Raw genomic sequence first — 23,579 nt, forward strand, 5'->3', positions numbered from 1 at the left:
GGGTTGATGTGAAGGGTATAGTTCAGTCGTATGAGTGACAGCAAGGAAGACAAGCCGGTTCTGGGCCGCAAGCCGCTGGGGATCAAGCGCACGGTCGAGTCCGGTCAGGTGCAGCAGCAGTTCAGCCATGGCCGCAAGAATACGGTCGTGGTTGAGGTGAAGCGGCGCCGCATCCTGGGCAGGCCGGGTGAAGCCGGCGCCTCTGCGCCTGAGCTTCAGGCCGATCCCGCGCCTGCGCCTGTCGCTCCGGCGGCTCCGGCTTCCCCGCCGCAGCAGATTCGCGCGCCGCAGCCTGCCGCTCCCGTGCGCCAGTCGCCGCCGCAAAGCCTGATGTCGCGTCAGGAATTGCAGGCCAAGCTGCTGCGCGAGGCGGAAGAAGCCCGGATGACCGCGCAGGAAGATGCGCGCCGCCGTGAAGATGCCCAGCGTCTTGCCGCGACCGAGGAAGAAAAGCGCCGAGCCGAGGAAAATCGCTTGGCTGCCGAAGCCGCTGAGGCGGAAGCCACGCGTCAGGTCGAGCAACAGGCCAAGGCTGTCGAGGAAGTCGAAGAGGCTCCGGCCGCGCCTGCGCCAACCGAAGAAGCTGCGCCTGCCGCCGAAGCCGCGCCCGCTGCCGCCGATCAGAAGCCGGCGACGCCCGGCGCCTCCGCCATGCCTCCGCCGCGCCGCTTTACCCCGGTCGCGCCGGTCAAGCGTCCGGAACCGGCCAAGCCCGACCGCGCCAAGCGTGGCGACGACAATCGCCGTCAGGCCGGCAAGCTGACGGTCACCCGCGCTCTGGCGGACGACGACAGTGCCCGCGCCCGCAGCCTCGCCGCGCTCAAGCGCGCCCGTGAGAAGGAACGCCGCGCCCATTATTCGGGCGGCGCCCAGGCTCGTGAAAAGCAGTCGCGCGATGTGGTCGTGCCGGAAAGCATCACCGTTCAGGAACTCGCCAACCGTATGGCCGAAAAGGGCGCGGATCTGGTGAAGGCTCTGTTCAAGATGGGCACTGCCGTCACGCTCAACCAGCCGATCGATCAGGATACGGCGGAACTGCTGGTCGAGGAATTCGGCCACCGCATCCAGCGCGTGTCCGATGCCGACGTCGAAATCGGCATCGAAGGCGATGTCGACGCGCCCGAGACGCTGAAGCTCCGCGCGCCGGTCGTGACCATCATGGGCCATGTCGACCACGGCAAGACCTCGCTGCTCGACGCCTTGCGCGGGACCGATGTGGTCGCGGGCGAAAGCGGCGGCATCACCCAGCATATCGGCGCCTATCAGGTGACGACCAAGGGGGGCGATGTCATCACCTTCCTCGACACGCCGGGCCACGAAGCCTTCTCCGAAATGCGCGCGCGCGGCGCCAACGTCACCGACATCGTCATCCTGGTGGTGGCGGCCGATGACGGGCTGATGCCGCAGACCATCGAAGCCATCAACCACACCAAGGCGGCTGGCGTCCCGATGATCGTGGCGATCAACAAGTGCGACAAGCCGGAAGCCAATCCGCAAAAGGTGCGCGAGCGTCTGCTGGAGCATGAGATCGTCGTTGAGGATATGGGCGGCGACGTGCAGGACGTGCAGGTGTCGGCGCTTAAGAAGACGGGTCTGGACGAGCTGATTGAAAAGATTTTGCTCCAGGCCGAGGTCATGGAACTGACCGCCAACCCCGATCGCGCAGCCGAAGGCAATGTGATCGAGGCGCAGCTCGACAAGGGCCGCGGCGCGGTTGCCACCGTGCTGGTCCGCAGGGGTACGCTCAAGGTCGGTGATACTTTCGTCATCGGCGCGGAAAGCGGCAAGGTGCGTGCTCTGATCAATGACAAGGGCCAGAATGTGAAGACAGCCGGTCCCTCGACTCCGGTCGAGGTGCTGGGTCTTTCGGGCGTTCCCATGGCGGGCGACCAGCTCACCGTCGTGGAAAATGAAGCCCGCGCCCGCGAAGTCGCCGCTTACCGTCAGGAACAGGCGACCAAGAAGCGCACCACCACCGCCCCGACCAGCTTCGAACATATGTTCTCGGCGCTGAACACGACCGTCATCGAATATCCGGTGGTGGTGAAGGGCGACGTGCAGGGTTCGGTCGAAGCGATCGTGTCTTCGCTCAACCGCATCTCGACCGACGAGATCAAGGTTCGCATCCTGCATTCGGGTGTCGGCGCGATCACCGAAAGCGACGTCACGCTGGCCGCAGCCAGCCGGGCGCCGCTGATCGGCTTCAATGTGCGGCCCAATGCCAAGGCGCGTCAGTTGGCGGAGCGCGAGAAAATCTCGCTGCGCTATTATGACGTGATCTACGATCTGCTTGAAGAGGTTCGCGGCGAAATGGCGGGCCAGCTGGCGCCGGAGCGCATCGAAACCATCGTCGGCCGCGCCGAGGTGCTTCAGGTCTTCCCGGCGGGCAAGAAGGACAAGGCAGCCGGTCTGCTCGTCCTCGACGGCATCATCCGCAAGGGTTTGTCGGCGCGCCTTACCCGCGACGATGTCATCGTGTCGCGCACCCACATCGCCTCGCTGCGTCGCTTCAAGGACGATGTGTCCGAAGTCCGTGCCGGCATGGAGTGTGGTGCGGTGTTGCAGGACACGAACGACATCAAGGTTGGCGATACGCTCGAACTGTTCGAGGTCGAAGAACGCGCTCGCACGCTGTAACCATCAAATGAGCTACCCCGGTGCAAGCCGGGGTGGCCAGGATTTGCAATGGCTCAACAAAATGAAGGCCCCTCCGTTCGTCTGCTCCGTGTAGGCGAACAGGTGCGCCATGTCCTTTCCGACATCCTCCAGCGCGGTGACGTGCATGACGATGTGCTGGCCAGCCATGTCGTCAGCATCACTGAAGTCCGCATGTCGCCCGATTTGCGCCACGCGACCGTGTTCGTGAAATCGCTGCTGGGGCAGGATGAGGAAGTGGTGCTGAAGGCGCTGCGCACCAACACCGCCTATCTCCAGCGCGAGGTCGCGACCCGCATTCGCCTCAAATATGCGGCGAAGCTCAAATTCCTGGCGGATGAGAGTTTCGATGAGGGCACCCACATCGACAAGCTGCTCCGCGACCCCAAGGTTGCCCGCGATCTGGAAACGCCTGAAGACGAATGAGTGCGCCGTGCTTCTGTGCGGGAGCAGGCTCTCCATGAAACGAACGGATTCTAATCCCGTCGACGGGACGGCGTAGCCCGGCTAACAGTGCCTCTCCCGCAGACGAACCAAGGGGCAGGGCATATGAAAAGACTCGGGATTTTCGCCGGCGGGCTATTGGCTCTCGCTGTGCCGGTAGCGGCGAAGGAAGCGCCGGTCCACCCCGCCGTCATCAGCGATCCCGCGCCTGACAGCGCCTATCCGGCCGGCGTGAGCGCCTTCGTCATCCCCTCCGAGGATGGTGGGCTGAACGCGCTTCTTTATACTGCCGCCGGATCGGGTCTCCATCCCACGCTGCTGCTGCTCCACGGCTTTCCCGGCAATGAGCAGAATCTGGACCTTGCCCAGGCCGCCCGCCGCGCCGGGTGGAATGTGCTGACGCTTCACTATCGCGGCTCCTGGGGCAGTCCAGGCAGCTTCTCTTTCACCCACGCCTCGGAAGATGCCTGGAATGCGCTGCAATATCTCCAGCAATCCGCCATCGTGGCGAAATATCGCATCGACACCAGCACCATCGTGGTGGCGGGCCACAGCATGGGCGGCTTCATGGCCGCCGATGTCGCAGCCGCCGAGCCTCATGTCGCCGGGCTGTTCCTGATCGACCCCTGGGATCCGGCGGAAACCGTCGCCGCGCTATCGACCCCGCAGGGCGAAGCCGCCTGGAAGGCCGAAGTCGCCAGCGACCTGCCGCCCCTGCAAGGCGCGACCTATGACAGCCTGACCGGCGAAATCCGCGGCCAGCCGCAAAAATTCGACCTCGGCCGCAGGCTGGTCGGCTATGGCCGCCGCCCGCTCACCATCATCGGCGCGGAGCGGGGCATCGGCGCCATGGCCCGCAAGGTCACCGCCGACGCGCAATCCGCCAATCCGGACACGCGGCTGATGGTCTGGCCGACCGACCATAGTTTCTCCGACAAGCGCATTGCCCTGGCGGACGCGCTGGTCCGCTTCCTTAAGGGCGTGGCCCCGATGGCGCGCTGATGGCCAAGCTCTATTTCTACTACAGCTCGATGAATGCGGGCAAATCGACCACCCTGCTGCAATCCAGCTTCAACTATCGCGAGCGCGGCATGGAAACCATGCTCTGGACCGCCGCGATCGATGACCGCTACGGCCAGGGCCGGATCGTGTCCCGCATCGGGCTGGAGGCGCAGGCGCATCTCTTCGACGCGGCGACCGATCTTTTCCAGTCCGTCGAGGCGCGGCAAGCGGAAACCCCCTTGTCCTGCGTGCTGATCGACGAAGCGCAGTTCCTGAACACCGATCAGGTCTGGCAGCTTGCCGCGGTGTGCGACCGGTTGGGCATCCCCGTACTCTGCTATGGCATCCGCACCGACTTCCAGGGACGATTGTTCGAAGGCAGTGCGGCGCTGCTGGGCCTTGCCGACACGCTGACGGAGATCAAGACGATCTGCGAATGCGGGCGCAAGGCGATCATGAACCTGCGCGTCGATGGGAAAGGACGCCCGATCCGCGAGGGCGAGCAGACTGAAATCGGCGGCAATGACCGCTATGTCGCGCTCTGCCGCCGCCATTTTGTTGAAAGGCGATCGGGCGACTGATTTGTCTGCCGGCCCAAGAAGGGCTGACAATAGGCCGCATGACGGTTAGAGCCCGCCGCCATGCACGGCTGGATCATCATCGACAAACCCCATGGCCTGGGGTCGACCCAGGCAGTGAGCGCCGTGAAGCGCGCCCTGCGCCAGAGCGGCGCGGGGAAGTGGAAGGTCGGCCATGGCGGCACGCTCGACCCGCTGGCGACCGGCGTGCTGCCCATCGCGATCGGTGAAGCGACCAAGCTCGCCGGGCGGATGCTGGACAGCGACAAAATCTATGATTTTACCGTTGCCTTCGGTGTCCAGACCGACACGCTCGACCTGGAGGGCAAGGAAATAGCCGCCAGCGAGCATCGCCCGACGCTGGCCGATGTCGAAGCCGTGCTGCCGCGGTTCACCGGCCCTATCGAGCAGGCTCCGCCTGCTTATTCGGCTATCCTGATCGACGGCCAGCGCGCCTATGACCTTGCCCGCGCAGGGCAGGAGGTGGAGATGAAGACCCGCGCCGTCACCATCCACGCCCTCTCCATCACGGGGCAGGAGCCGGAAGGGCCAGAACTCGAGGAAAACAGGCTTGCCTCCGTCACCCTCACCGCTCATGTCTCCAAGGGCACCTATATCCGCAGCCTTGCCCGCGACATTGCGCTCGCGCTTGGCACGGTGGGCCATGTCACGATGCTTCGCCGGGTGAAGGCGGGGCCGTTCACCCTGGAATCCGCGATTTCGCTGGACAAATTGAACGAAGCTGCTAGGGGCGGCGGCATCGCGCAGTGCATGCTGCCGTTGACGGCGGGGCTGGACGACATCCCGGCTCTCCCCGTCTCTCCCGATGACGCGCTGGCTCTCCGACAGGGGAAGGTGCTTATGGGGAAACCGCATACCGGCCTGATGCTGGCGATGGACGGGCAAACGCCCGTCGCGCTGGTCGAAGCCAGTGGCCCGGAGATCCGGGTGGTGCGCGGCTTTAATCTCTAAAATGAAAGGAAGCCGATGTCGATTACTGCTGAGCGCAAGGAAGCGCTGATCAAGGAACATGCCCGCGCCGAAGGCGATACCGGTTCGCCGGAAGTCCAGGTTGCGATCCTCTCGGAGCGCATTTCGAACCTAACCGAGCATTTCAAGGGGCACCACAAGGATAACCACAGCCGTCGCGGCCTGCTGATGCTGGTCAACAAGCGCCGTTCGCTGCTGGACTATCTGAAGAAAAAGGATGGGGCGCGGTACACCGACCTCATCGCCAAGCTGGGCCTGCGCAAGTAAGTGACCCAATCGTTCGGCCCGCTTCGGCGGGCCGATTACGTATTGGCCAAATAGGTCTGGGGCGCCCCCGCGAAGGCGGGGATCCAGGACAAAGACCAGAACTGGGTTCCTGCGTTGGCTTACGCCGCCCTTCGGGTCGCAGGAACACGGTAATCAGGTGAGGAGATTGTGCAATCCGGCGCGATCCCTCGAAACAAGGGGCCAGACGATGCCCCGAAACCGCCGCGCGCCGGATAGCGCGCAACACAGGCCCCGCCCGGCAATAGGGCCAGGCGGGCGAAGGAAAAAACCAATGTTCGATGTAAAGAAGGTATCAATCGAGCTGGCAGGCAAGACCCTGACTCTCGAAACCGGCCGTATTGCGCGTCAGGCCGACGCCGCCGTGCTGGCGACCTATGGCGAAACCGTGGTGCTGTGCGCCGTGACCGCCGCCAAGTCGGTGAAGGAAGGACAGGACTTCTTCCCGCTGACCGTCCACTATCAGGAAAAATATTCGGCCGCCGGTCGCATTCCGGGCGGCTTCTTCAAGCGTGAGCGTGGCGCCACGGAAAAGGAAACGCTGGTTTCCCGCCTGATCGACCGCCCGATCCGCCCGCTCTTCCCCGAAGGTTTCTATAACGAAATCAACGTCATCGCTCAGGTTCTGAGCTTTGATGGCGAAAGCGAGCCCGATATCGTGGCGATGATCGCCGCTTCGGCCGCGCTGACCCTGTCGGGCGTGCCTTTCCTGGGTCCGATCGGCGCAGCCCGCGTCGGCTACAAGGATGGCGAATATCAGCTCAACCCGTCGCTGGACGAAGTGAAGACCGGCGAACTCGACCTGGTCGTCGCCGCCACCGGCAATGCCGTGATGATGGTCGAATCCGAAGCCAAGGAGCTTTCGGAAGACGTGATGCTCGGCGCCGTCCTGTTCGCCCATGAAGCCAGCAAGAAAATCGTCAACGCGATCATCGACCTTGCTGAAAAGGCAGCCAAGGATCCGTGGGACGTTGCCACGGGCGACAATCTGGATGATCTGAAGAAGAAGCTCAAGAAGCTGATCGGCAAAGACATCACCGCCGCCTACAAGCTGACCGACAAGTCGGCCCGCTCCAACGCGCTGAACGAAGCCCGCGCCAAGGCGAAGGCCCAGTTCACCGCTGACGGCCTGGACGCCCAGACCGTCATGGCCGGCATCAAGCTGACCAAGAAGCTGGAAGCCGAGATCGTGCGCGGCGCCATCCTGAAGGACGGCAAGCGCATCGACGGCCGCACCACCACGCAGATTCGCCCGATCGAGGCGATCGTCGGTTTCCTGCCCCGCACCCATGGTTCGGCGCTGTTCACCCGTGGCGAAACGCAGTCGATCTGCACCACCACGCTGGGCACCAAGGACGCCGAGCAGATGATAGACGGCCTGAACGGCGTCTATTATGAAAACTTCATGCTGCACTATAACTTCCCGCCCTATTCGGTCGGTGAAGTCGGCCGCTTCGGCGCGCCGGGCCGCCGCGAAGTCGGCCATGGCAAGCTGGCCTGGCGCGCCCTGCACCCGGTCCTGCCGAGCAAGGACGAGTTCCCCTACACCATCCGCGTATTGTCGGACATCACCGAGTCCAATGGCTCGTCGTCGATGGCGACGGTCTGCGGCGGTTCGCTGTCGATGATGGACGCGGGCGTTCCCTTGAAGCGTCCGGTGTCGGGCATCGCCATGGGCCTGATCCTGGAAGGCAAGAATTTCGCTGTCCTCAGCGACATTCTGGGCGACGAGGATCATCTGGGCGACATGGACTTCAAGGTGGCGGGCACGGAAGCGGGCATCACCACCATGCAGATGGACATCAAGGTTGCCGGCATCACGCAGGAAATCTTCGAAGTCGCCCTGCGTCAGGCCAAGGAAGGCCGTGCCCATATCCTGGGTGAGATGAGCAAGGCGCTGTCCTCGACCCGCTCCGAGCTGTCGGCCCATGCCCCGCGTATCGAGACGATCCAGATCGACAAGTCGAAGATCCGCGACGTCATCGGCACCGGCGGCAAGGTCATCCGCGAGATCGTCGCGGAAACCGGCGCGAAGGTCGACATCGACGATGAGGGCATCATCAAGATCAGCTCGTCCGACATCGCCCAGATCGAAGCCGCCAAGGCGTGGATTCTCGGCATCGTCGAGGAAGCGGAAGTCGGCAAGATCTACACCGGCAAGGTCGTCAACATCGTCGACTTCGGTGCGTTCGTGAACTTCATGGGTGGCAAGGATGGTCTCGTCCACGTCTCCGAAATGAAGAATGAGCGCGTCGAAAAGCCGACCGACGTCGTGTCGGAAGGCCAGGAAGTGAAGGTCAAGGTCCTGGAGATCGACCCGCGCGGCAAGGTTCGCCTGTCCATGCGCGTCGTCGATCAGGAGACCGGCGAAGAGCTGGAGGACACCCGTCCTGCCCGCGAGCCGCGTGAACCGCGCGGCGACCGCGGTGATCGTGGTGATCGGGGCCGTGGCCCGCGTCGCGATGGCGGCGACCGTGGCGGTCGCGGTGGTGAAGGTCGTGGCGATCGTGGCCCGCGCCGTGACCGTAGCCCGCGTGGCGAAGGCGGCAAGGGCGGTGATGATGACGGCTCGAACGCCGGTCTGCCCGACTTCCTGACCCAGGACTGATCGCGCAAGCACATCGCTGAAACAGCAGGAAAGGGCGTCCGGATCATCCGGGCGCCCTTTTCGATGGAATCGAGTCTTTCCTGATCTCAATCAGTTGGCGGGAATGAAAGTTATGATACGGTAACAAAGGGTGTGGGGGGACAAATGCAGCGCAGGAACGAAAAATTCGTGGAGCGCCTGCCGCTTGTCCTGCGGCGGCCGTGGCAGGCCTATCTGCTGACGACAGCCTTCTGCCTGATCGCATTTGCAATCCGGAGCGCCGCCGAAATCGTCATGCCGGTCGGCTATCCTTTCGTGTCCTTCTTTCCTGCCGTCATTCTCTCTTCCTTCCTCTTCGGCGTGCGGCCGGGCATCTATGCGGGCCTGCTATGCGGCGCGCTTTCCTGGTATTTCTTCATTCCGCCGCGCATGGGCATTGCATTCGATCCGGGTGTCCTGCTGGCCCTTGGCTTTTACGGCGCCGTCGTGGCGGTCGACATCGCGCTCATCCATTTCATGCAGAAGGCGAATTTCAACCTCGCGATCGAGCGGGAGCGCAGCCGCGCGCTGGCGGAAAATCGCGAGCTGCTGTTCCACGAATTGCAGCACCGCGTGTCCAACAATCTTCAAGTCGTGGCCGCGATGCTCTCGCTCCAGCGGCGCGATGTGGACCATGACATCGCACGCCGCGCGCTGGACGACGCCTCGGCCCGGCTGGCGCTGGTCGGACGCATCAGCCGCGCGCTCTACAATCCGTCGGGGGAGGGGCAGAATATCCGTGCCTTCCTGACGACATTGACCGCCGATGTGGTGGAAGCCAGCGGCCGTGATGACATAGCGCTGACCATCGAAGCGCCGGAAGATCTGATTCTCGAACCCGATATCGCCGTGCCGCTGGCGCTGATCGTGACGGAAGCGGTCAGCAACGCCATCGAACATGGCCTGCCGCATCGGGCGGGTCGCATCCATGTCGGTCTGGACATGGCGGACGGCGGGATCACGCTCCACGTAACCGACGACGGCAAGGGGATAGAGCCTGATTTCGACCTGGGCGGCAGTCAGAGCCTGGGGCTGCGCATTTCCAACGCGCTGGCGGGGCAATTGAACGGCCGTTTCTCCCTCCAGCGCTCGGCGCAGGGCGGCGCGACCGCACGGCTGGACCTGCCAGTCCGCGCATAGTGACGCTTGCCACCATTCTGCCGCTTGGCGCGGCGCATTCGCTCGGCTATGACCCGGCCATGCTGACGAAAACCATGACGCGCATCGGCGCGGCCACCGCACCGCTTCTGCTTGCCGCCCTGCTCGCCGGCTGCGCGACGTCGAAGAACAAGGCCGACACCCAATATGTCGCCCGCGACGTGTCCACGCTCTACAATGCGGGCAAATACCGGCTGGATCGCGGGCAGTACAAGCTCGCCGCCGCGCTGTTCGACGAGGTGGAGCGTCAGCATCCCTATTCGCCCTGGGCGCGCCGGGCGCAGCTCATGTCCGCCTTCAGCTATTATATGAATCAGGATTATCCCGAAGCGATCGGCGCCGCCCAGCGCTTCCTGTCGATTCATACCGGCAACAAGGACGCGCCCTACGCCTATTATCTGATCGCGCTTTGCTATTATGAACAGATTGCCGATGTCACCCGCGACCAGAAGATCACCCAGCAGTCGCTGGACGCGCTGGGCGAGCTGATCCGCCGCTATCCCGACACGCGCTACGCCGCCGACGCCCGGCTGAAGCTCGACCTCGTCAACGATCATCTGGCGGGCAAGGAAATGGAAGTCGGGCGCTTCTACCAGCGCCGGGGCCAGTGGCTGGCGGCGACGCTGCGCTTCCGCACGGTGATCGACAAATATCAAACGACCACGCATACGCCGGAAGCGCTGGAGCGTCTGGTGGAAAGCTATCTCTCGCTCGGCATTCCCGCCGAGGCGCAAAAGGCTGCTGCGGTACTGGGCAAGAACTATCCCGGTTCGAAATGGTATGAGCGGTCCTACAAGCTCATGCGGGAACATGCGCCCAAGGCGTAATCGGATGATATCGTCACCTCAGCGCAAGCTGGGGTTTCAGACGTCAGGGCGCGACCTGGCGGCCCGAGATTCCGGCTTTCGCTGGAATGACATTCGCGGACCATCGTCATGCTGACCGCCCTGTCCATCCGCAATGTCGTGCTGATCGAGGCGCTGGACCTGGATTTCGGTTCCGGCCTGGGCGTGCTGACCGGCGAGACGGGGGCAGGCAAATCGATCCTGCTCGATTCGCTGGGTCTGGCGCTGGGGGCTCGCGCCGACAGCGGCCTCGTCCGCAATGGGGAGGCGCAGGCCAGCGTCACCGCCACCTTCGACACGCCCCGCGCCGATCATCGCGCGACGGACCTGCTGGCCGACAATGGCATCGACCTGGAACCAGGCGAGCCGCTGATCATCCGCCGCATGGTCAAGGCCGATGGCGGCAGCCGGGCCTTCATCAACGACCAGGCCTGTTCGGCCGCCTTGCTGCGTGACCTCAGCAGCGCATTGGTGGAAATCCACGGCCAGCACGACGATCGGGGTCTGCTCAACCCGCGTGGGCATCGCGCCTTGCTCGATTCCTATGGGCGCTGCGACACTGGCGCTGTCTCCGGCGCCTATCAGGCTTGGCGGGCCGCCGCCGACCGCCTTGCCGAAAACCGCGCCAGCGTCGAAACGGCTGCCCGCGACCGCGATTACCTGACCCATGCGGTGGACGAACTCACCCGCTTCGCGCCCGAACCCGGCGAGGAAGCCACGCTGGCTGAGGAACGCGCCACCATGCAGAAGGGTGCCCGCCTGTCGGACGATCTGTCCGCCGTTACCCAATGCTTCACCGGCTCCGATGGCGGCCTTGCCCAGTTGCGGCAGGCCGCCCGCCGACTCGACCGGATCGTCAGCGAATATGAGCCGCTGGCCGAGGTTCTCGCCGCGCTCGACCGTGCCGTGATCGAGGCGAGCGAAGCCGAAGACCGCCTGAACGAAGCCGCCGAGGCGCTGAGTTTCGATCCCGCCCGGCTCGACGCCATCGAGACCCGCCTGTTCGACCTGCGCGGCTTGGCACGCAAGCATCAGGTGCAGCCCGACGATCTCGCCGCCCTGCGCAACGACATGGCCGCGAAACTGGCCGCGATCGAAGGCGGGGAGGAGCATCTTGCCGCCCTTCAAGCGGAGACGAGGGCCAAGGCGGCCGCCTATCGTGAAGCGGCGCAGGCTCTGTCCGCCGAACGACAGATGGCGGCGGGCAAGCTCGACGCCGCTGTCGCCGCCGAACTGGCGCCGCTGAAACTGGACGCCGCCCGGTTCCGCACCGTGGTCGCGCCGCAGGAGGAGGGGCAATGGGGCGTGCATGGCATGGACCGGGTGGAGTTCGAAATCTCCACCAATCCCGGCGCGCCCTTCGCGCCGCTGGTCAAGATCGCTAGCGGAGGCGAATTGTCCCGCTTCATCCTCGCGCTCAAGGTCGCGCTGGCGGAGCAAGGCGGGGCGGACACGCTGATCTTCGACGAGATCGATCGCGGGGTAGGGGGCGCCGTCGCATCCGCCATCGGTGACCGCCTTGCGCGCTTGTCGAAGACCAATCAGATATTGGTCGTCACCCACAGCCCTCAGGTCGCGGCGCGGGGTGCGGGCCATATGCTGATCGCCAAATCAAGCGACGGCACCGTCACCCGCACTGGCGTCCATGCGCTGAGCGACGGCGAACGGCGCGAGGAAATCGCCCGCATGCTCTCTGGCGCGGAGATCACCGCAGAGGCGCGGGCACAGGCGGAGAGGTTGCTGGAGAAAGTGTAGGAGGCGGCCGATGAGCGTGCACAAAAAATCCTCCCCATCGACAGATGGGGAGGGGGACCGGCCAAAGGCCGGTGGAGGGGGAAATGCGCAACGCCCCGCCACGTCCCTCAACCGCCGCGACATGCTCACCCTGGCCGCCGCAGGCCTCGCAACCAGCACCATCCCCGCCGCCGCACAGGAAGCCAAACCCAAATTCGGCCTCATAGGCCAGATGCTCGCCCAACCCGGAAAGCGCGAAGAACTGCTCGGCTATCTCCGGGAAGCGACCGGCGCGATGCCCGGCTGCATTTCCTATGTCATCGCGCTCGACACGGCGAATCCCGACGCCCTCTGGATCACCGAAGTCTGGGATAGCCGCGAAAGTCACATGGCATCGCTCAATCTCCGCGCCGTTCGCGCAGCCATTGCCAAGGCGCGGCCGATCATCGCCGGTTTCCCTCAGCATTTCGAAACAATGCCCGTTGCCGGAGTCTGAACTGGCACATCAGCCTTGCCTCCCTTCCGCTGCCGCCGTTTCTGCGATCGATCCCCCTCGAATTGTAGCTACCCGCTGCCAAAGGCTGACGTTAAAGACGGGGTCATGACCGACCCCACGCAAATGACCGAAGCCGAAGCCGCCAATCGCCTGATGCGCCTGGCGCGCGAGATTGCACGTCACAACCGCCTTTATCACGATCAGGACGAGCCGGAGATTGCGGATGCCGACTATGATGCGCTCGTCCGCGAAAATAATGCGCTGGAAGCCACCTTCCCGCATCTCATCCGCAGCGACTCTCCCAACGCCCAGGTCGGCGCAGCGCCCACCTCTTCGCTGAAGAAGGTGCAGCATGCCGTCCGCATGATGAGCCTCGACAACGGCTTTTCCGACGAGGACATCGCTGAGTTCATCGCCCGCGTCCGCCGCTTCCTGGCGCTGCCCGAGGATGCCCCGGTGGCGCTGACCGCCGAACCCAAGATCGACGGCCTGTCCTGCTCGCTGCGCTATGAAAAGGGCGAACTGGTCCTCGCCGCCACGCGCGGCGACGGCACCACCGGCGAGGATGTCACCGCCAATGTCCGCACCATCGACGACATTCCTGAGCGCCTGACGGGCGAAGCCATCCCCGATCTTTTCGAGGTTCGGGGCGAAGTCTATATGGCCAAGGCCGATTTCGTCGCCCTCAACGCGCGTTTGGCGGCCGAAGCCGATGACCCGGAAAAGGCCCGCCAATTCGCCAACCCCCGCAACGCCGCCGCCGGATCGCTGCGCCAGAAGGATGCCGCCGTCACCGCCAGCCGCCCGCTGCGCTTCCTGGCCCATGGCTGGGGCGAGTTCAGCGCCGTCCCCGCCGAAACCCAGCTCGGCGTCATGCAGGCGATTGCGAACTGGGGCTTGCCCGTTTCCGACCGGCTCGCCTGCGTCGACACGCTGGAGGCGCTGATCGCCCATTATCGCGCCATTGAGGCGGCGCGGGCCGACTTGCCCTTCGATATTGACGGCGTGGTCTACAAGGTCGATCGGCTCGACTGGCAGCAGCGTCTGGGTTTCGTCGCCAAGGCTCCACGCTGGGCCATCGCCCATAAATTCCCTGCCGAACGCGCCCAAACCACGCTGGAGGCGATCGATATCCAGGTCGGCCGCACCGGCAAGCTGACCCCGGTGGGCCGCCTGACCCCCGTCACTGTCGGCGGCGTCGTCGTCTCCAATGTCACCCTGCACAATGCCGACGAGATCGAGCGTCTGGGCGTGCGTCCCGGCGACCGCGTCGTCGTGCAGCGCGCGGGCGACGTCATTCCGCAGGTGGTCGACAATCTCACCCGCGATGCCGTGCGCGACCCTTTCACTTTCCCCGATCATTGCCCCGTCTGCCATTCGGAAGCGGTGCGCGAAGAGGGGGAGGTCGACATTCGCTGCACCGGCGGCCTGATCTGCGCGGCGCAGCGTTTCGAACGGCTGCGCCATTTCGTCAGCCGCGTCGCGCTCGATATCGAGGGGCTGGGCGAGAAGAGCATAGAGGAATTTCTCGATCTGGGCTTGATCACCGAACCCGCCGACATTTTCCGCCTGAAGTCCCACCGCCCGAGCCTGTTGGGCCGGGAGGGCTGGAAGGAAAAATCGGTCGACAATCTCCTCGCCGCCATAGAAGCGAAGCGCAGGCCCGACGCCGCCCGTCTGCTCTTTGGCCTTGGCATCCGCCATATTGGGGCGGTGACGGCGCGTGATCTGCTGAAACGCTATACGACGCTGGAGGCGGTTCACGCGCTTGCCCTTGAAATCATCGCCCTGCGCGATGCTGCCGAGCCTGCGGAGGGGGAGGAGGAAGGCCGTTTCCGCAATCGCCTCGACAAGGCGATCGCGGAACATATCAGCGTTGAGAATGTGGGGTCAGCGGTTGGCCATGCGCTGGCCGATTTCTTCCACGAGCCGCATAATGTGGAAGTGTGGAACGACCTGCTGAGCGAAGTCTCTCCGCCCGATTATGTGGTCGAAACCACCGCCAGCCAGGTCACGGGCAAGACGGTCGTCTTCACCGGCAAGCTGGAAACCATGAGCCGCGACGAGGCCAAGGCGCAGGCCGAACGGCTGGGCGCCAAGGCCGCCGGCTCGGTCAGCGCCAAGACCGACTTGGTGGTCGCCGGTCCCGGCGCCGGCTCGAAACTCAAGCAGGCCGCCGCGCTCGGCATTGAAGTGATCGACGAAGCCGCCTGGGCGGAGATCGTGAAAGCGGCGGGATAGGGTGTGTGTGGCCGGTTTTGGCCATTTCCAAGACATCCCCCTCCCGCTTGCGGGAGGGGGAATGGGGGGAATCCACCCGGCGCAAAATTTCAAAACAGCCTAGGTAAAACCGGACAAGGATAAGGCCGCCCTCAGCTCGCCCCCTCCAGCTTGTCCTGCGTGCGTGTCGCAAAGTCGCCCGCGTCATGGCGTTCGTGTAGCTGTTCTTCCAGCGGCCCGTTCGCCTTGTTGACCATCCGCCCGCGCTTCACCGCGGGCCGCTCGTCGATCTGCTTCGCCCAGCGCAGCACATTCTTGTAGCTCTCCACGTCGAGAAACTCCGCCGCATCATAGGCGCGGCCCAGCGCGACCCCGCCATACCAGGGCCAGATCGCCATGTCCGCGATCGTATAATCCTCGCCCGCTATATATTCATGCTCGGCCAGTTGCCGGTCCAGCACATCGAGCTGCCGCTTGGCCTCCATCGCATAGCGGTTGATCGCATATTCGAATTTCTCCGGCGCATAGGCGAAGAAATGGCCGAAGCCGCCACCCAGCAGCGGCGCGCTGCCCATCTGCCAGAACAGCCAGTTGAGCGTCTCCGTGCGCTTGGCCGGATCGGTCGGCAGGAAAGCGCCGAATTTCTCGGCCAGATAGACCAGGATCGAGCCGGACTCGAACAGCCGGCGGGGCGGAGAGACGCCATGGTCCATCAGCGCCGGGATCTTGCTGTTCGGATTGACCGAAACGAAGCCGCTGCCGAACTGATCGCCATCTCCGATACGGATCAGCCAGGCGTCATATTCCGCATCCTTGCCTGCCTCCAGCAACTCTTCCAGCAGGATCGTCACCTTTTGCCCATTGGGCGTGGCGAGCGAATAAAGTTGCAACGGATGTTTGCCGACCGGCAACGCCTTTTCATGAGTCGGTCCCGCGATCGGCCGGTTGATGTTGGCGAAGGCGCCGCCATTTTCCTTGTCCCAGGTCCAGACGCGCGGCGGAATATAGGCTGTGTCGGTCATGCAGGCGATCCCTCTAAAGGCTTCTCACAAAGGCGGCGGGTAGCGAGGAGGTCCGCCGCTCCGGGGCTAGGTAAGGATCGCCCGCCCGCGATACAAACGCGCGCGTGCAAAAAAAAGGGCGGCCCAAGGGAGGCCGCCCTTTCTCCCCCTTTTACCGGAAGATCAGAATTTGAAGCTCGCCCCCGCCTTGAAGGTGCGGCCGATCAGTCCGGCATAATGCCAGGTGGTCAGGAAATTGGGCGAGCTTGTATAGGAAGCGGGCGCCAGCGGAGCCCGGCGACCGAACACATTGCCGACATTGGCGAAGAAGGTGAAATTCTCGTTCACTTCCACCTGAGCGTTCATGTCGACATTGATGAAGCTCTTAACATAGCAGAACCGATCGCCGGTGCCGTAGAGATTGTGGGCGCAGGACCTGTCGAGCGATCCTTCGTCCGTGGCAACCGCTTTGATCTTGCCGACATAATAGGCCGTTGCGGTCAGTGAGAAATTCTTGACCTGCAACGTATTCTGCCAGTTGCCGCGCCAATCGGGCGTGCCGTTGCCCGACGACAGCTCATAGGGGCCCATGGTGCCCGCATATTTCTGCACGCCGCTTGATGTGTGCAGATCATATTGGATCACATGAGTCGCCTCGATCCGGCTCGTCCACATCATCTCGTCGCCCAACGGGATCTTGGCCGTGGCCGAGAAATCGACGCCCGACGTCACCGCATAATTGGCGTTGACGAACGGCGCGTTGATGATCAGCACGCGGGGCAGGGCACTGGGGAATGCCGGGTCGGGCGCGTCGATGGCGTAGCAGCTATAGCCTGGACCCACGGCAGCGACGGCGGCGCAGGCTGCGGTGACGTTGGTCTGGGAATAATAAGCGGTCCGAGCCGCACCCGTCAGTGGCCCCGCGACGATCAGGTCCGATTTCTTCACATTATAATAATCGACGGTCAGGCTCAGCCACCGCGTCGGCTCGAAGATGGCGCCCGCCGTGAAGCTGCGCGACACTTCGGGCTTCAGGTCGGGATTGCCGGTCAGGCCGGACCCCAGCCGATATCTCTGCGAATAGCCGTTATTGCCATGCGCCAGTTGGAAGGAGGTTGGCGGCGTGAAGTTGGAGAAGCCCGCAAACTGGCTGCGCGGGTTCGATTCCGCGAAGGTCGGTGCCCGGAAGCCCTTGGAGAAGGTGCCGCGCAGCGCCAGTTGCCGGATCGGCGTGAACTTCACCCCCAGCTTGGGCGAGAAGTGGCTGAACCCTTCCGAATAATGGTCGTAGCGGCCGGATGCGTTCACCTCCAGACTGTCGAGGATCGGCGCCTGGACTTCGAAATAGGCGGCCGAAACGGTATGTTTGCCGAACGCCGCGGATGTCGTCAGCGTCCAGGTGTCGAGCGCCGCATTCTGGTTGTTGTTCTCCAGCATCTCATGGCGCACCTGCCCGCCGACCGCGATTTGCAGTGGTCCGCCCGGTAGGTCCATCAGCTTCTTGGTCACGGACGCGTCGACCGAATACATTTCCGAATGCGACGGCGTGGTGATGTCAGGCGACACGAAGTCCCGCACCGCCTGGCTGTTGGCGGAGGGATTGACGAAATTATAGGTGCCCGTGTTGATCGCGTTCAGCGTGTTGGCGATGTTCAGATAGCCATATTGCGTGATCTTGAGGTTGTCGCGGGCGTAAACCCCGTCGATCTTCCAGTTCCAGTCGTCATTGATGCTGCCGCTGAAGCCGCCGGCGAAGCGCCAGACCTCATTGGTGCGGTCGCTGCCCGCCGGAATGTCCCCGAACAGATAATGGATGCGCGCCGCGCCATTGGCGGGATCGTTGGCGAAGGCGGCCGCAAAGGGGTTGTTCGGATTGAGCTGACGATTGGCCGCCGTGGCGCAATTGACGCCCGCCGAGCAGATATAGACCGGCAGCACGATGCCCGGATTGTTCGACGCCAGCGAGGGCGAAGCGCCGAAGGGCTGGGTGGCGCGCAGGGCGCGCGGCTGGTTGATGATGCTGACGAAGCTGTTGGAATACATGCCGGTCAGATAGGCTTCGACATTGTCGTTGATCCGCACGCTGATGCGGCCGCTAAAGGCATAGCGCCGCTGAAGGGGCGCGAGCTGATTATATTGATCCTCCAGATTATATTTGCAGACCGTGCCGACCTGCGCTCCCGTCTGGGTATAGGTGCCGTTGGCGCAGTTCAGGTTGAGCGCTTGATATTGGTTCGTCAGCAACGTGCCGCCGCCGGCAAGCGGATTGTTGAGGTCGGTCTGGCTGACGCGTGTGACGACGGCGGTGGGTGTGCCGTTATCCGCCTGGCCGGTCAGCGTGCTGTCATTATTATTGTTATCCAGCCCGCCGATGGAGGTCAGGTCCAGCGTGTTGTACGGAAAACCGCGGCTGTGGTTGGTGACGCGGCCGTCGCGCTGATATTCGCCGTTGACGTAGATGTTCCAGCCCTGATCCTCATAGTCGCCATAGCCCGCCGTCAGGTCCAGCCGCTGGTGCGCGGCATCGCCCTGGAAGGCGGCGCCTGCCTCGGCGCTGCCTGCAATGCCGGTGAAATGCTTCTTCAGGATCAGGTTGACGACGCCGCCGATCGCATCGGCGCCATAGGTGGAGGACGCGCCGTCCTTCAGCACTTCGACCCGCTCGACCAGGCTGAACGGAATGGAGTTCAGGTCGACATAGGCATTGTGCCCGTCGTCATTGATCGGGAAGTTGGTGGAGCGCAGCCCGTCCACCAGAACGAGTGTGGAGGACACGCCCAGGCCGCGCAGCGACACGGCCGAACCGCCAGCGGAAAAGCCGCTCTGGAAGCCGGTGCCGATGGATCCGGCGCTGTCGGCGGACACGGACCGGATGGCGTCGGAAGCAGTGGTGATGCCCGCCTTTTGCAGCGTCTCGGCGGTGAGAACCGTAACCGGGGATGGCGTTTCCGTATTGGTGCGGCGGAATAGTGATCCGGTGACGACGATGGTTTCGCCCTCATCGGCGGTGGAGGAGCTTTGCGGAGAGCTTTGGGCCAAGGCTGGTGTCGCCGCAACGGCGCTCAAGCTGGCAAGGGCAAACACGGAAAGGGCCGCGCCATCACGCAGCCGGGCAAATGTCTTCATCATAGACATCAGGCTATCCCCTCTGTGGCGCGTGCCGCGGTCTGGGAATGCCGCGACATCGCGCTGCTTTTTGTCCGACCATCCGCTATCCGGTTGAGCCGACAGGGGAATGTTGCTGTTCTGTTTTATTCGCGTAAAGCAGTATTTCCCCGGCATCTGCCTGCATTTGTCGTATTTTTTGCACGTAGAAGCATTTTGGCAACAGTTTGACTGTCTCTGTCCGCACGGAAGTCTTATAGCGGCATCGTCATAGTCACTTTCGTTGTGCGTTCGGAAAATTCCGGGTCCAAAAAAATTGCGGGTGGCTCTTGATCGCCGGGCTTTCCCGTCCATATGAAACGGCGCTGGCACTCCCTGATCAGGAGTGCTAACAGACACGGGTTCATCGGGAGAAGGAGCCGGAGTCGCCGTCCATGGCGGTTCCACCTCATCCCATTTAAACGTCGTTAAAGAGGGAAAGGCACACAACATGGCATTTCGTCCGTTGCATGACCGCGTTCTCGTTCGCCGCGTAGAAGCGGAAGAGAAGACTGCCGGCGGCATCATCATCCCCGACACCGCCAAGGAAAAGCCGCAGGAAGGCGAGATCGTCGCTGTCGGCACCGGCATCAAGGCCGAAGACGGCAAGGTCACTCCGCTGGACGTGAAGGCGGGCGATCGCGTGCTGTTCGGCAAGTGGTCGGGCACCGAAGTCAAGGTCGACGGTGAAGACCTGCTGATCATGAAGGAATCGGATATTCTGGGTGTTGTCGCCTAAAGGCGACGGGCTGGGCGTCGTCGCCTGACCCACTCAAGATTTTCCCGCACACACATTTGCAAGAAGGTTTTTACCCATGGCTGCAAAAGAAGTAAAATTCTCCCGCGACGCCCGTGAGCGCATTCTGCGCGGCGTCGACATCCTGGCCGACGCGGTCAAGGTGACGCTCGGCCCCAAGGGCCGCAACGTCGTCATCGACAAGAGCTTCGGCGCGCCCCGCATCACCAAGGACGGCGTCAGCGTCGCCAAGGAAATCGAACTGAAGGACAAGTTCGAGAATATGGGCGCCCAGATGGTCCGCGAAGTCGCTTCGAAGACCAACGACATCGCCGGTGACGGCACCACCACCGCGACCGTTCTGGCCCAGGCGATCGTTCGCGAAGGCATGAAGTCGGTTGCCGCCGGCATGAATCCGATGGATCTGAAGCGCGGCATCGACCTCGCCGTCGCCAAGGTCGTCGAAGACGTCAAGGCCCGCTCGAAGCCGGTTTCCGGTTCGCAGGAAGTCGCCCAGGTCGGCATCATCTCCGCCAATGGTGACGTGGAAGTCGGCCAGAAGATCGCTGAAGCGATGGAGAAGGTCGGCAAGGAAGGCGTCATCACCGTGGAAGAGGCCAAGGGTCTCGACTTCGAACTGGACGTCGTCGAAGGCATGCAGTTCGACCGCGGCTATCTGTCGCCTTACTTCATCACCAACCCGGAAAAGATGGCTGTCGAGCTGGCTGATCCGTACATCCTGATCCACGAAAAGAAGCTTTCGAACCTGCAGTCGATCCTGCCGATCCTCGAAGCCGTGGTTCAGTCGGGCCGTCCGCTCCTCATCATCGCTGAGGACATTGAAGGCGAAGCGCTGGCGACCCTGGTCGTCAACAAGCTGCGCGGTGGCCTGAAGGTCGCTGCGGTCAAGGCTCCGGGCTTCGGTGACCGCCGCAAGGCCATGCTGGAAGACATCGCCGTCCTGACCAAGGGCGAAGTGATCTCCGAAGATCTCGGCATTAAGCTTGAGAACGTCACGCTCGGCATGCTCGGCACCGCCAAGCGCATCACGATCGACAAGGACAACACCACCATCGTCGATGGCGCCGGTGACGGCGAAGCGATCAAGGGCCGCACCGAGCAGATCCGCGCTCAGATCGAGACCACCACGTCCGATTATGACCGCGAGAAGCTGCAGGAGCGTCTGGCCAAGCTGGCTGGCGGCGTGGCTGTCATCAAGGTCGGCGGCGCGACCGAAGTCGAGGTGAAGGAGCGCAAGGACCGCGTCGACGACGCGCTGCATGCGACCCGCGCAGCCGTTGAAGAAGGCATCGTCCCCGGTGGCGGTACGGCTCTGCTGTACGCGACCAAGGCTCTGAACGGCCTCAAGGGTGCGAACGACGACCAGACCCGTGGCATCGACATCATCCGCAAGGCCATCGAAGCGCCGCTGCGCCAGATCGCCCAGAATGCGGGCGTCGACGGCGCCGTTGTCGCCGGCAACCTGCTGCGCGAGAATGACGAGACCAAGGGCTTCAACGCCGCGACCGACACCTATGAGAACCTCGTCGCCGCTGGCGTGATCGACCCGACCAAGGTCGTTCGCGCCGCGCTGCAGGACGCCGCTTCGGTGGCCGGCCTGCTGATCACGACCGAGGCGACCATTGCCGAACTGCCCGCCGACGACAAGGCGCCGATGGGCATGCCCGGCGGCGGCATGGGCGGCATGGGCGGCATGGACTTCTAAGTCCTGCCCTCAAGCGAAACAGAAGAGGCTGGCGGAGCAATCCGCCAGCCTTTTTCTTGTGGCCGTTTTGGGTGGGGAGCGGCCTTCATTTCCGTAAAGCTGGGATCTCAGGCGATAGCGCTCGATCTAGCCTCACGAGATCCCAGCTTTCGCTGGGATGACAATATCATCAAACGCTCGCTTTTTTGGCCATTCCAGGACATTCCCCTCCCGCAGACGTTCAAACGAGGCGCGTGGCTCGTTTGAACGTCTGCGGGAGGGGAATGGCAGGAAAACACCCATTCCAGCCCCTCGACGCCCGGCCCAAAATATCCCCGCAATAAAATACCATCGGGGGTCTGGCCGTTTTGCTGGTTAATGGTTACATGGGCCGCCACGAATCCCCCAGCGATCATGCTTCCCCCCGCATGGTCCGCGCAGCAGAAAGTGGCTTTCACATGGATATCCGCCTTGGCCTCACCTTCGACGACGTGCTGTTGCAGCCCGCCGAATCCGATGTGCTGCCCAGCCAGGCGGACACCAGTACCTATGTCACCAAGGCGATCAGGCTCAACATCCCGGTCCTGTCGTCCGCCATGGATACGGTGACGGAAGCCGACATGGCGATCGTCATGGCGCAGTTGGGCGGGATCGGCGTGTTGCACCGCAATCTCTCGATCGAGGAACAGGCGGACGCAGTGCGCGCGGTCAAGCGCTTCGAAAGCGGCATGGTGGTGAACCCCATCACCATCACCCCCAATGCCACGTTGGCCGATGCGCAGATGCTGATGGCCCGCCACAAGATCAGCGGCATTCCAGTGGTCGAGGCTACGGGCAAGCTGGTCGGCATCCTCACCAACCGCGACGTGCGCTTCGCGGAAAACCCGGCCCAGCCGGTGAGCGAATTGATGACGCACGACAATCTTGCAACGGTGAAGACGGGTGTGGGCCAGGATGAGGCGATGCGCCTGCTGCACCAGCGGCGCATCGAAAAGCTGTTGGTGGTGGACGATCATTATCATTGCGTCGGCCTCATCACCGTCAAGGATATCGAGAAGGCCGTCACCTATCCGCAGGCGACCAAGGACGCTTCGGGCCGCTTGCGCGTGGCGGCGGCATCGACCGTGGGTGATGCAGGGCTGGAGCGCAGCAAGGCGTTGATCGACGCGGAGTGCGACCTTATCGTCATCGATACCGCCCACGGCCACAGCAGGCAGGTCGCGGTCGCCGTCGAGGCGGTGAAGAAGCTGTCCAACCATGTGCAGGTCGTGGCGGGCAATGTCGCGACGGCAGAGGCGACCAAGGCCTTGATCGGCGCGGGCGCGGATTGCGTGAAGGTCGGTATCGGGCCGGGGTCGATCTGCACCACCCGCGTTGTCGCGGGCGTGGGCGTGCCCCAGCTCACCGCCGTGATGGATTCGGCGGAGGAAGCGGCCAAGCAGGGCGTTCCGGTGATCGCGGACGGCGGTCTTCGTACCTCGGGTGATGTGGCGAAGGCGCTGGCGGCGGGCGCAGGCTGCGTCATGGTTGGCTCGCTGCTGGCGGGCACAGCGGAGGCGCCGGGCGAAACCTTCCTCTATCAAGGGCGCGCCTATAAGAGCTATCGCGGCATGGGCAGCGTCGGCGCGATGGCGCGGGGGTCGGCGGACCGCTATTTCCAGGCGGACATCAAGGACCAGATGAAGCTGGTGCCCGAAGGCATTGAGGGTCAAGTGCCGTTCAAGGGGCCGGCGAAGGATGTCATCCATCAGCTCGTCGGCGGCGTGAAGGCGGCCATGGGTTATACCGGCAGCCGCACGATCAAGGATCTTCAGGAGCGGGCGCGCTTCGTTCAGATCACCAATGCCGGATTGTCGGAAAGCCATGTGCATGATGTGACGATCACGCGGGAAGCGCCCAATTATCCGACGCGCTGAAGCCTCGACGAAGCCCCTCCGCTTCGGGGGAGGCGTTGGGGTGG

The 23,579-nt window shown here is 63.5% G+C and carries 17 protein-coding genes; 15 read left to right on the forward strand and 2 right to left on the reverse strand.

Annotated elements, in window-relative coordinates; translation table 11 throughout:
* Positions 1–30: 30 nt before the first annotated feature.
* The 12 genes from infB (at position 31) to ligA (ending at position 15,054) form a co-directional block, all read left to right on the forward strand.
* Entirely contained in the window at positions 31–2,637 is a 2,607-nt protein-coding gene (gene infB / locus VVT58_RS01750) for a translation initiation factor IF-2 (RefSeq protein ID WP_327751638.1), read from the forward strand.
* A gap of 48 nt (positions 2,638–2,685) precedes the next feature.
* Positions 2,686–3,081 (forward strand): 30S ribosome-binding factor RbfA, encoded by a 396-nt coding sequence (gene rbfA / locus VVT58_RS01755; protein WP_087574505.1) that lies wholly within the window; start codon positions 2,686–2,688, stop codon positions 3,079–3,081.
* Positions 3,082–3,204: 123 nt separating this feature from the next.
* On the forward strand, positions 3,205–4,101 hold the full coding sequence (locus tag VVT58_RS01760; RefSeq protein WP_327751639.1) for an alpha/beta fold hydrolase: 897 nt from the start codon (positions 3,205–3,207) through the stop codon (positions 4,099–4,101).
* Positions 4,101–4,682, forward strand: coding sequence for a thymidine kinase (locus VVT58_RS01765; protein ID WP_327751640.1), 582 nt, complete (start codon positions 4,101–4,103; stop codon positions 4,680–4,682). The genes VVT58_RS01760 and VVT58_RS01765 overlap by 1 nt, the downstream gene beginning before the upstream one ends.
* Positions 4,683–4,742: 60 nt before the next feature.
* Positions 4,743–5,651 (forward strand): tRNA pseudouridine(55) synthase TruB, encoded by a 909-nt coding sequence (gene truB / locus VVT58_RS01770; protein WP_327751642.1) that lies wholly within the window; start codon positions 4,743–4,745, stop codon positions 5,649–5,651.
* A gap of 15 nt (positions 5,652–5,666) precedes the next feature.
* Complete coding sequence (rpsO, locus tag VVT58_RS01775; RefSeq protein ID WP_022681215.1) at positions 5,667–5,936, forward strand: 30S ribosomal protein S15; 270 nt, start codon at positions 5,667–5,669, stop codon at positions 5,934–5,936.
* 292 nt (positions 5,937–6,228) lie between these two features.
* Positions 6,229–8,562 (forward strand): polyribonucleotide nucleotidyltransferase, encoded by a 2,334-nt coding sequence (pnp, locus tag VVT58_RS01780; protein WP_327751645.1) that lies wholly within the window; start codon positions 6,229–6,231, stop codon positions 8,560–8,562.
* A 144-nt stretch (positions 8,563–8,706) separates the two neighbouring features.
* A complete protein-coding gene (locus tag VVT58_RS01785; RefSeq protein ID WP_327751646.1) occupies positions 8,707–9,720 on the forward strand; it encodes an ATP-binding protein in 1,014 nt (337 codons plus the stop codon).
* Between the two features lie 59 nt (positions 9,721–9,779).
* A complete protein-coding gene (locus tag VVT58_RS01790) occupies positions 9,780–10,565 on the forward strand; it encodes an outer membrane protein assembly factor BamD (protein WP_066561873.1) in 786 nt (261 codons plus the stop codon).
* A 108-nt stretch (positions 10,566–10,673) separates the two neighbouring features.
* Positions 10,674–12,338, forward strand: coding sequence for a DNA repair protein RecN (gene recN, locus VVT58_RS01795; protein WP_327751647.1), 1,665 nt, complete (start codon positions 10,674–10,676; stop codon positions 12,336–12,338).
* Positions 12,339–12,459: 121 nt separating this feature from the next.
* Positions 12,460–12,813 (forward strand): putative quinol monooxygenase, encoded by a 354-nt coding sequence (locus tag VVT58_RS01800; protein WP_405053730.1) that lies wholly within the window; start codon positions 12,460–12,462, stop codon positions 12,811–12,813.
* Between the two features lie 105 nt (positions 12,814–12,918).
* Positions 12,919–15,054: an NAD-dependent DNA ligase LigA gene (ligA, locus tag VVT58_RS01805; RefSeq protein ID WP_327751649.1), complete on the forward strand. Its 2,136-nt coding sequence runs from the start codon at positions 12,919–12,921 to the stop codon at positions 15,052–15,054.
* Between the two features lie 131 nt (positions 15,055–15,185).
* On the opposite strand, the gene yghU is transcribed toward ligA, so the two are convergent.
* Complete coding sequence (gene yghU, locus VVT58_RS01810) at positions 15,186–16,055, reverse strand: glutathione-dependent disulfide-bond oxidoreductase (protein ID WP_327751651.1); 870 nt, start codon at positions 16,053–16,055, stop codon at positions 15,186–15,188.
* A gap of 162 nt (positions 16,056–16,217) precedes the next feature.
* Entirely contained in the window at positions 16,218–19,169 is a 2,952-nt protein-coding gene (locus VVT58_RS01815; RefSeq protein WP_405053716.1) for a TonB-dependent receptor, read from the reverse strand.
* Between the two features lie 460 nt (positions 19,170–19,629).
* Here VVT58_RS01815 and groES point away from each other — a divergent pair, with 460 nt between their 5' ends.
* The 3 genes from groES (at position 19,630) to guaB (ending at position 23,535) form a co-directional block, all read left to right on the forward strand.
* A complete protein-coding gene (groES, locus tag VVT58_RS01820; RefSeq protein WP_066558920.1) occupies positions 19,630–19,917 on the forward strand; it encodes a co-chaperone GroES in 288 nt (95 codons plus the stop codon).
* 76 nt (positions 19,918–19,993) lie between these two features.
* Positions 19,994–21,640, forward strand: coding sequence for a chaperonin GroEL (gene groL / locus VVT58_RS01825; RefSeq protein WP_066558918.1), 1,647 nt, complete (start codon positions 19,994–19,996; stop codon positions 21,638–21,640).
* Between the two features lie 437 nt (positions 21,641–22,077).
* Complete coding sequence (gene guaB, locus VVT58_RS01830) at positions 22,078–23,535, forward strand: IMP dehydrogenase (protein WP_066558913.1); 1,458 nt, start codon at positions 22,078–22,080, stop codon at positions 23,533–23,535.
* The last annotated feature ends 44 nt before the right edge of the window (positions 23,536–23,579 follow it).

This window comes from Sphingobium sp. SJ10-10, assembly GCF_036038995.2.
Classification (GTDB): domain Bacteria; phylum Pseudomonadota; class Alphaproteobacteria; order Sphingomonadales; family Sphingomonadaceae; genus Sphingobium.

Coding starts and splice junctions, on each gene's coding strand:
- yghU (WP_327751651.1), bottom strand. CDS start 16,055: ATGACCGACACAGCCTATATTCCGCCGCGCGTCTGGACCTGGGACAAG.
- rbfA (WP_087574505.1), top strand. CDS start 2,686: ATGGCTCAACAAAATGAAGGCCCCTCCGTTCGTCTGCTCCGTGTAGGC.
- truB (WP_327751642.1), top strand. CDS start 4,743: ATGCACGGCTGGATCATCATCGACAAACCCCATGGCCTGGGGTCGACC.
- VVT58_RS01815 (WP_405053716.1), bottom strand. CDS start 19,169: ATGTCTATGATGAAGACATTTGCCCGGCTGCGTGATGGCGCGGCCCTT.
- groL (WP_066558918.1), top strand. CDS start 19,994: ATGGCTGCAAAAGAAGTAAAATTCTCCCGCGACGCCCGTGAGCGCATT.
- pnp (WP_327751645.1), top strand. CDS start 6,229: ATGTTCGATGTAAAGAAGGTATCAATCGAGCTGGCAGGCAAGACCCTG.
- infB (WP_327751638.1), top strand. CDS start 31: ATGAGTGACAGCAAGGAAGACAAGCCGGTTCTGGGCCGCAAGCCGCTG.
- groES (WP_066558920.1), top strand. CDS start 19,630: ATGGCATTTCGTCCGTTGCATGACCGCGTTCTCGTTCGCCGCGTAGAA.
- recN (WP_327751647.1), top strand. CDS start 10,674: ATGCTGACCGCCCTGTCCATCCGCAATGTCGTGCTGATCGAGGCGCTG.
- VVT58_RS01760 (WP_327751639.1), top strand. CDS start 3,205: ATGAAAAGACTCGGGATTTTCGCCGGCGGGCTATTGGCTCTCGCTGTG.
- rpsO (WP_022681215.1), top strand. CDS start 5,667: ATGTCGATTACTGCTGAGCGCAAGGAAGCGCTGATCAAGGAACATGCC.
- VVT58_RS01800 (WP_405053730.1), top strand. CDS start 12,460: ATGCTCACCCTGGCCGCCGCAGGCCTCGCAACCAGCACCATCCCCGCC.
- ligA (WP_327751649.1), top strand. CDS start 12,919: ATGACCGACCCCACGCAAATGACCGAAGCCGAAGCCGCCAATCGCCTG.
- VVT58_RS01790 (WP_066561873.1), top strand. CDS start 9,780: ATGCTGACGAAAACCATGACGCGCATCGGCGCGGCCACCGCACCGCTT.
- VVT58_RS01785 (WP_327751646.1), top strand. CDS start 8,707: ATGCAGCGCAGGAACGAAAAATTCGTGGAGCGCCTGCCGCTTGTCCTG.
- guaB (WP_066558913.1), top strand. CDS start 22,078: ATGGATATCCGCCTTGGCCTCACCTTCGACGACGTGCTGTTGCAGCCC.
- VVT58_RS01765 (WP_327751640.1), top strand. CDS start 4,101: ATGGCCAAGCTCTATTTCTACTACAGCTCGATGAATGCGGGCAAATCG.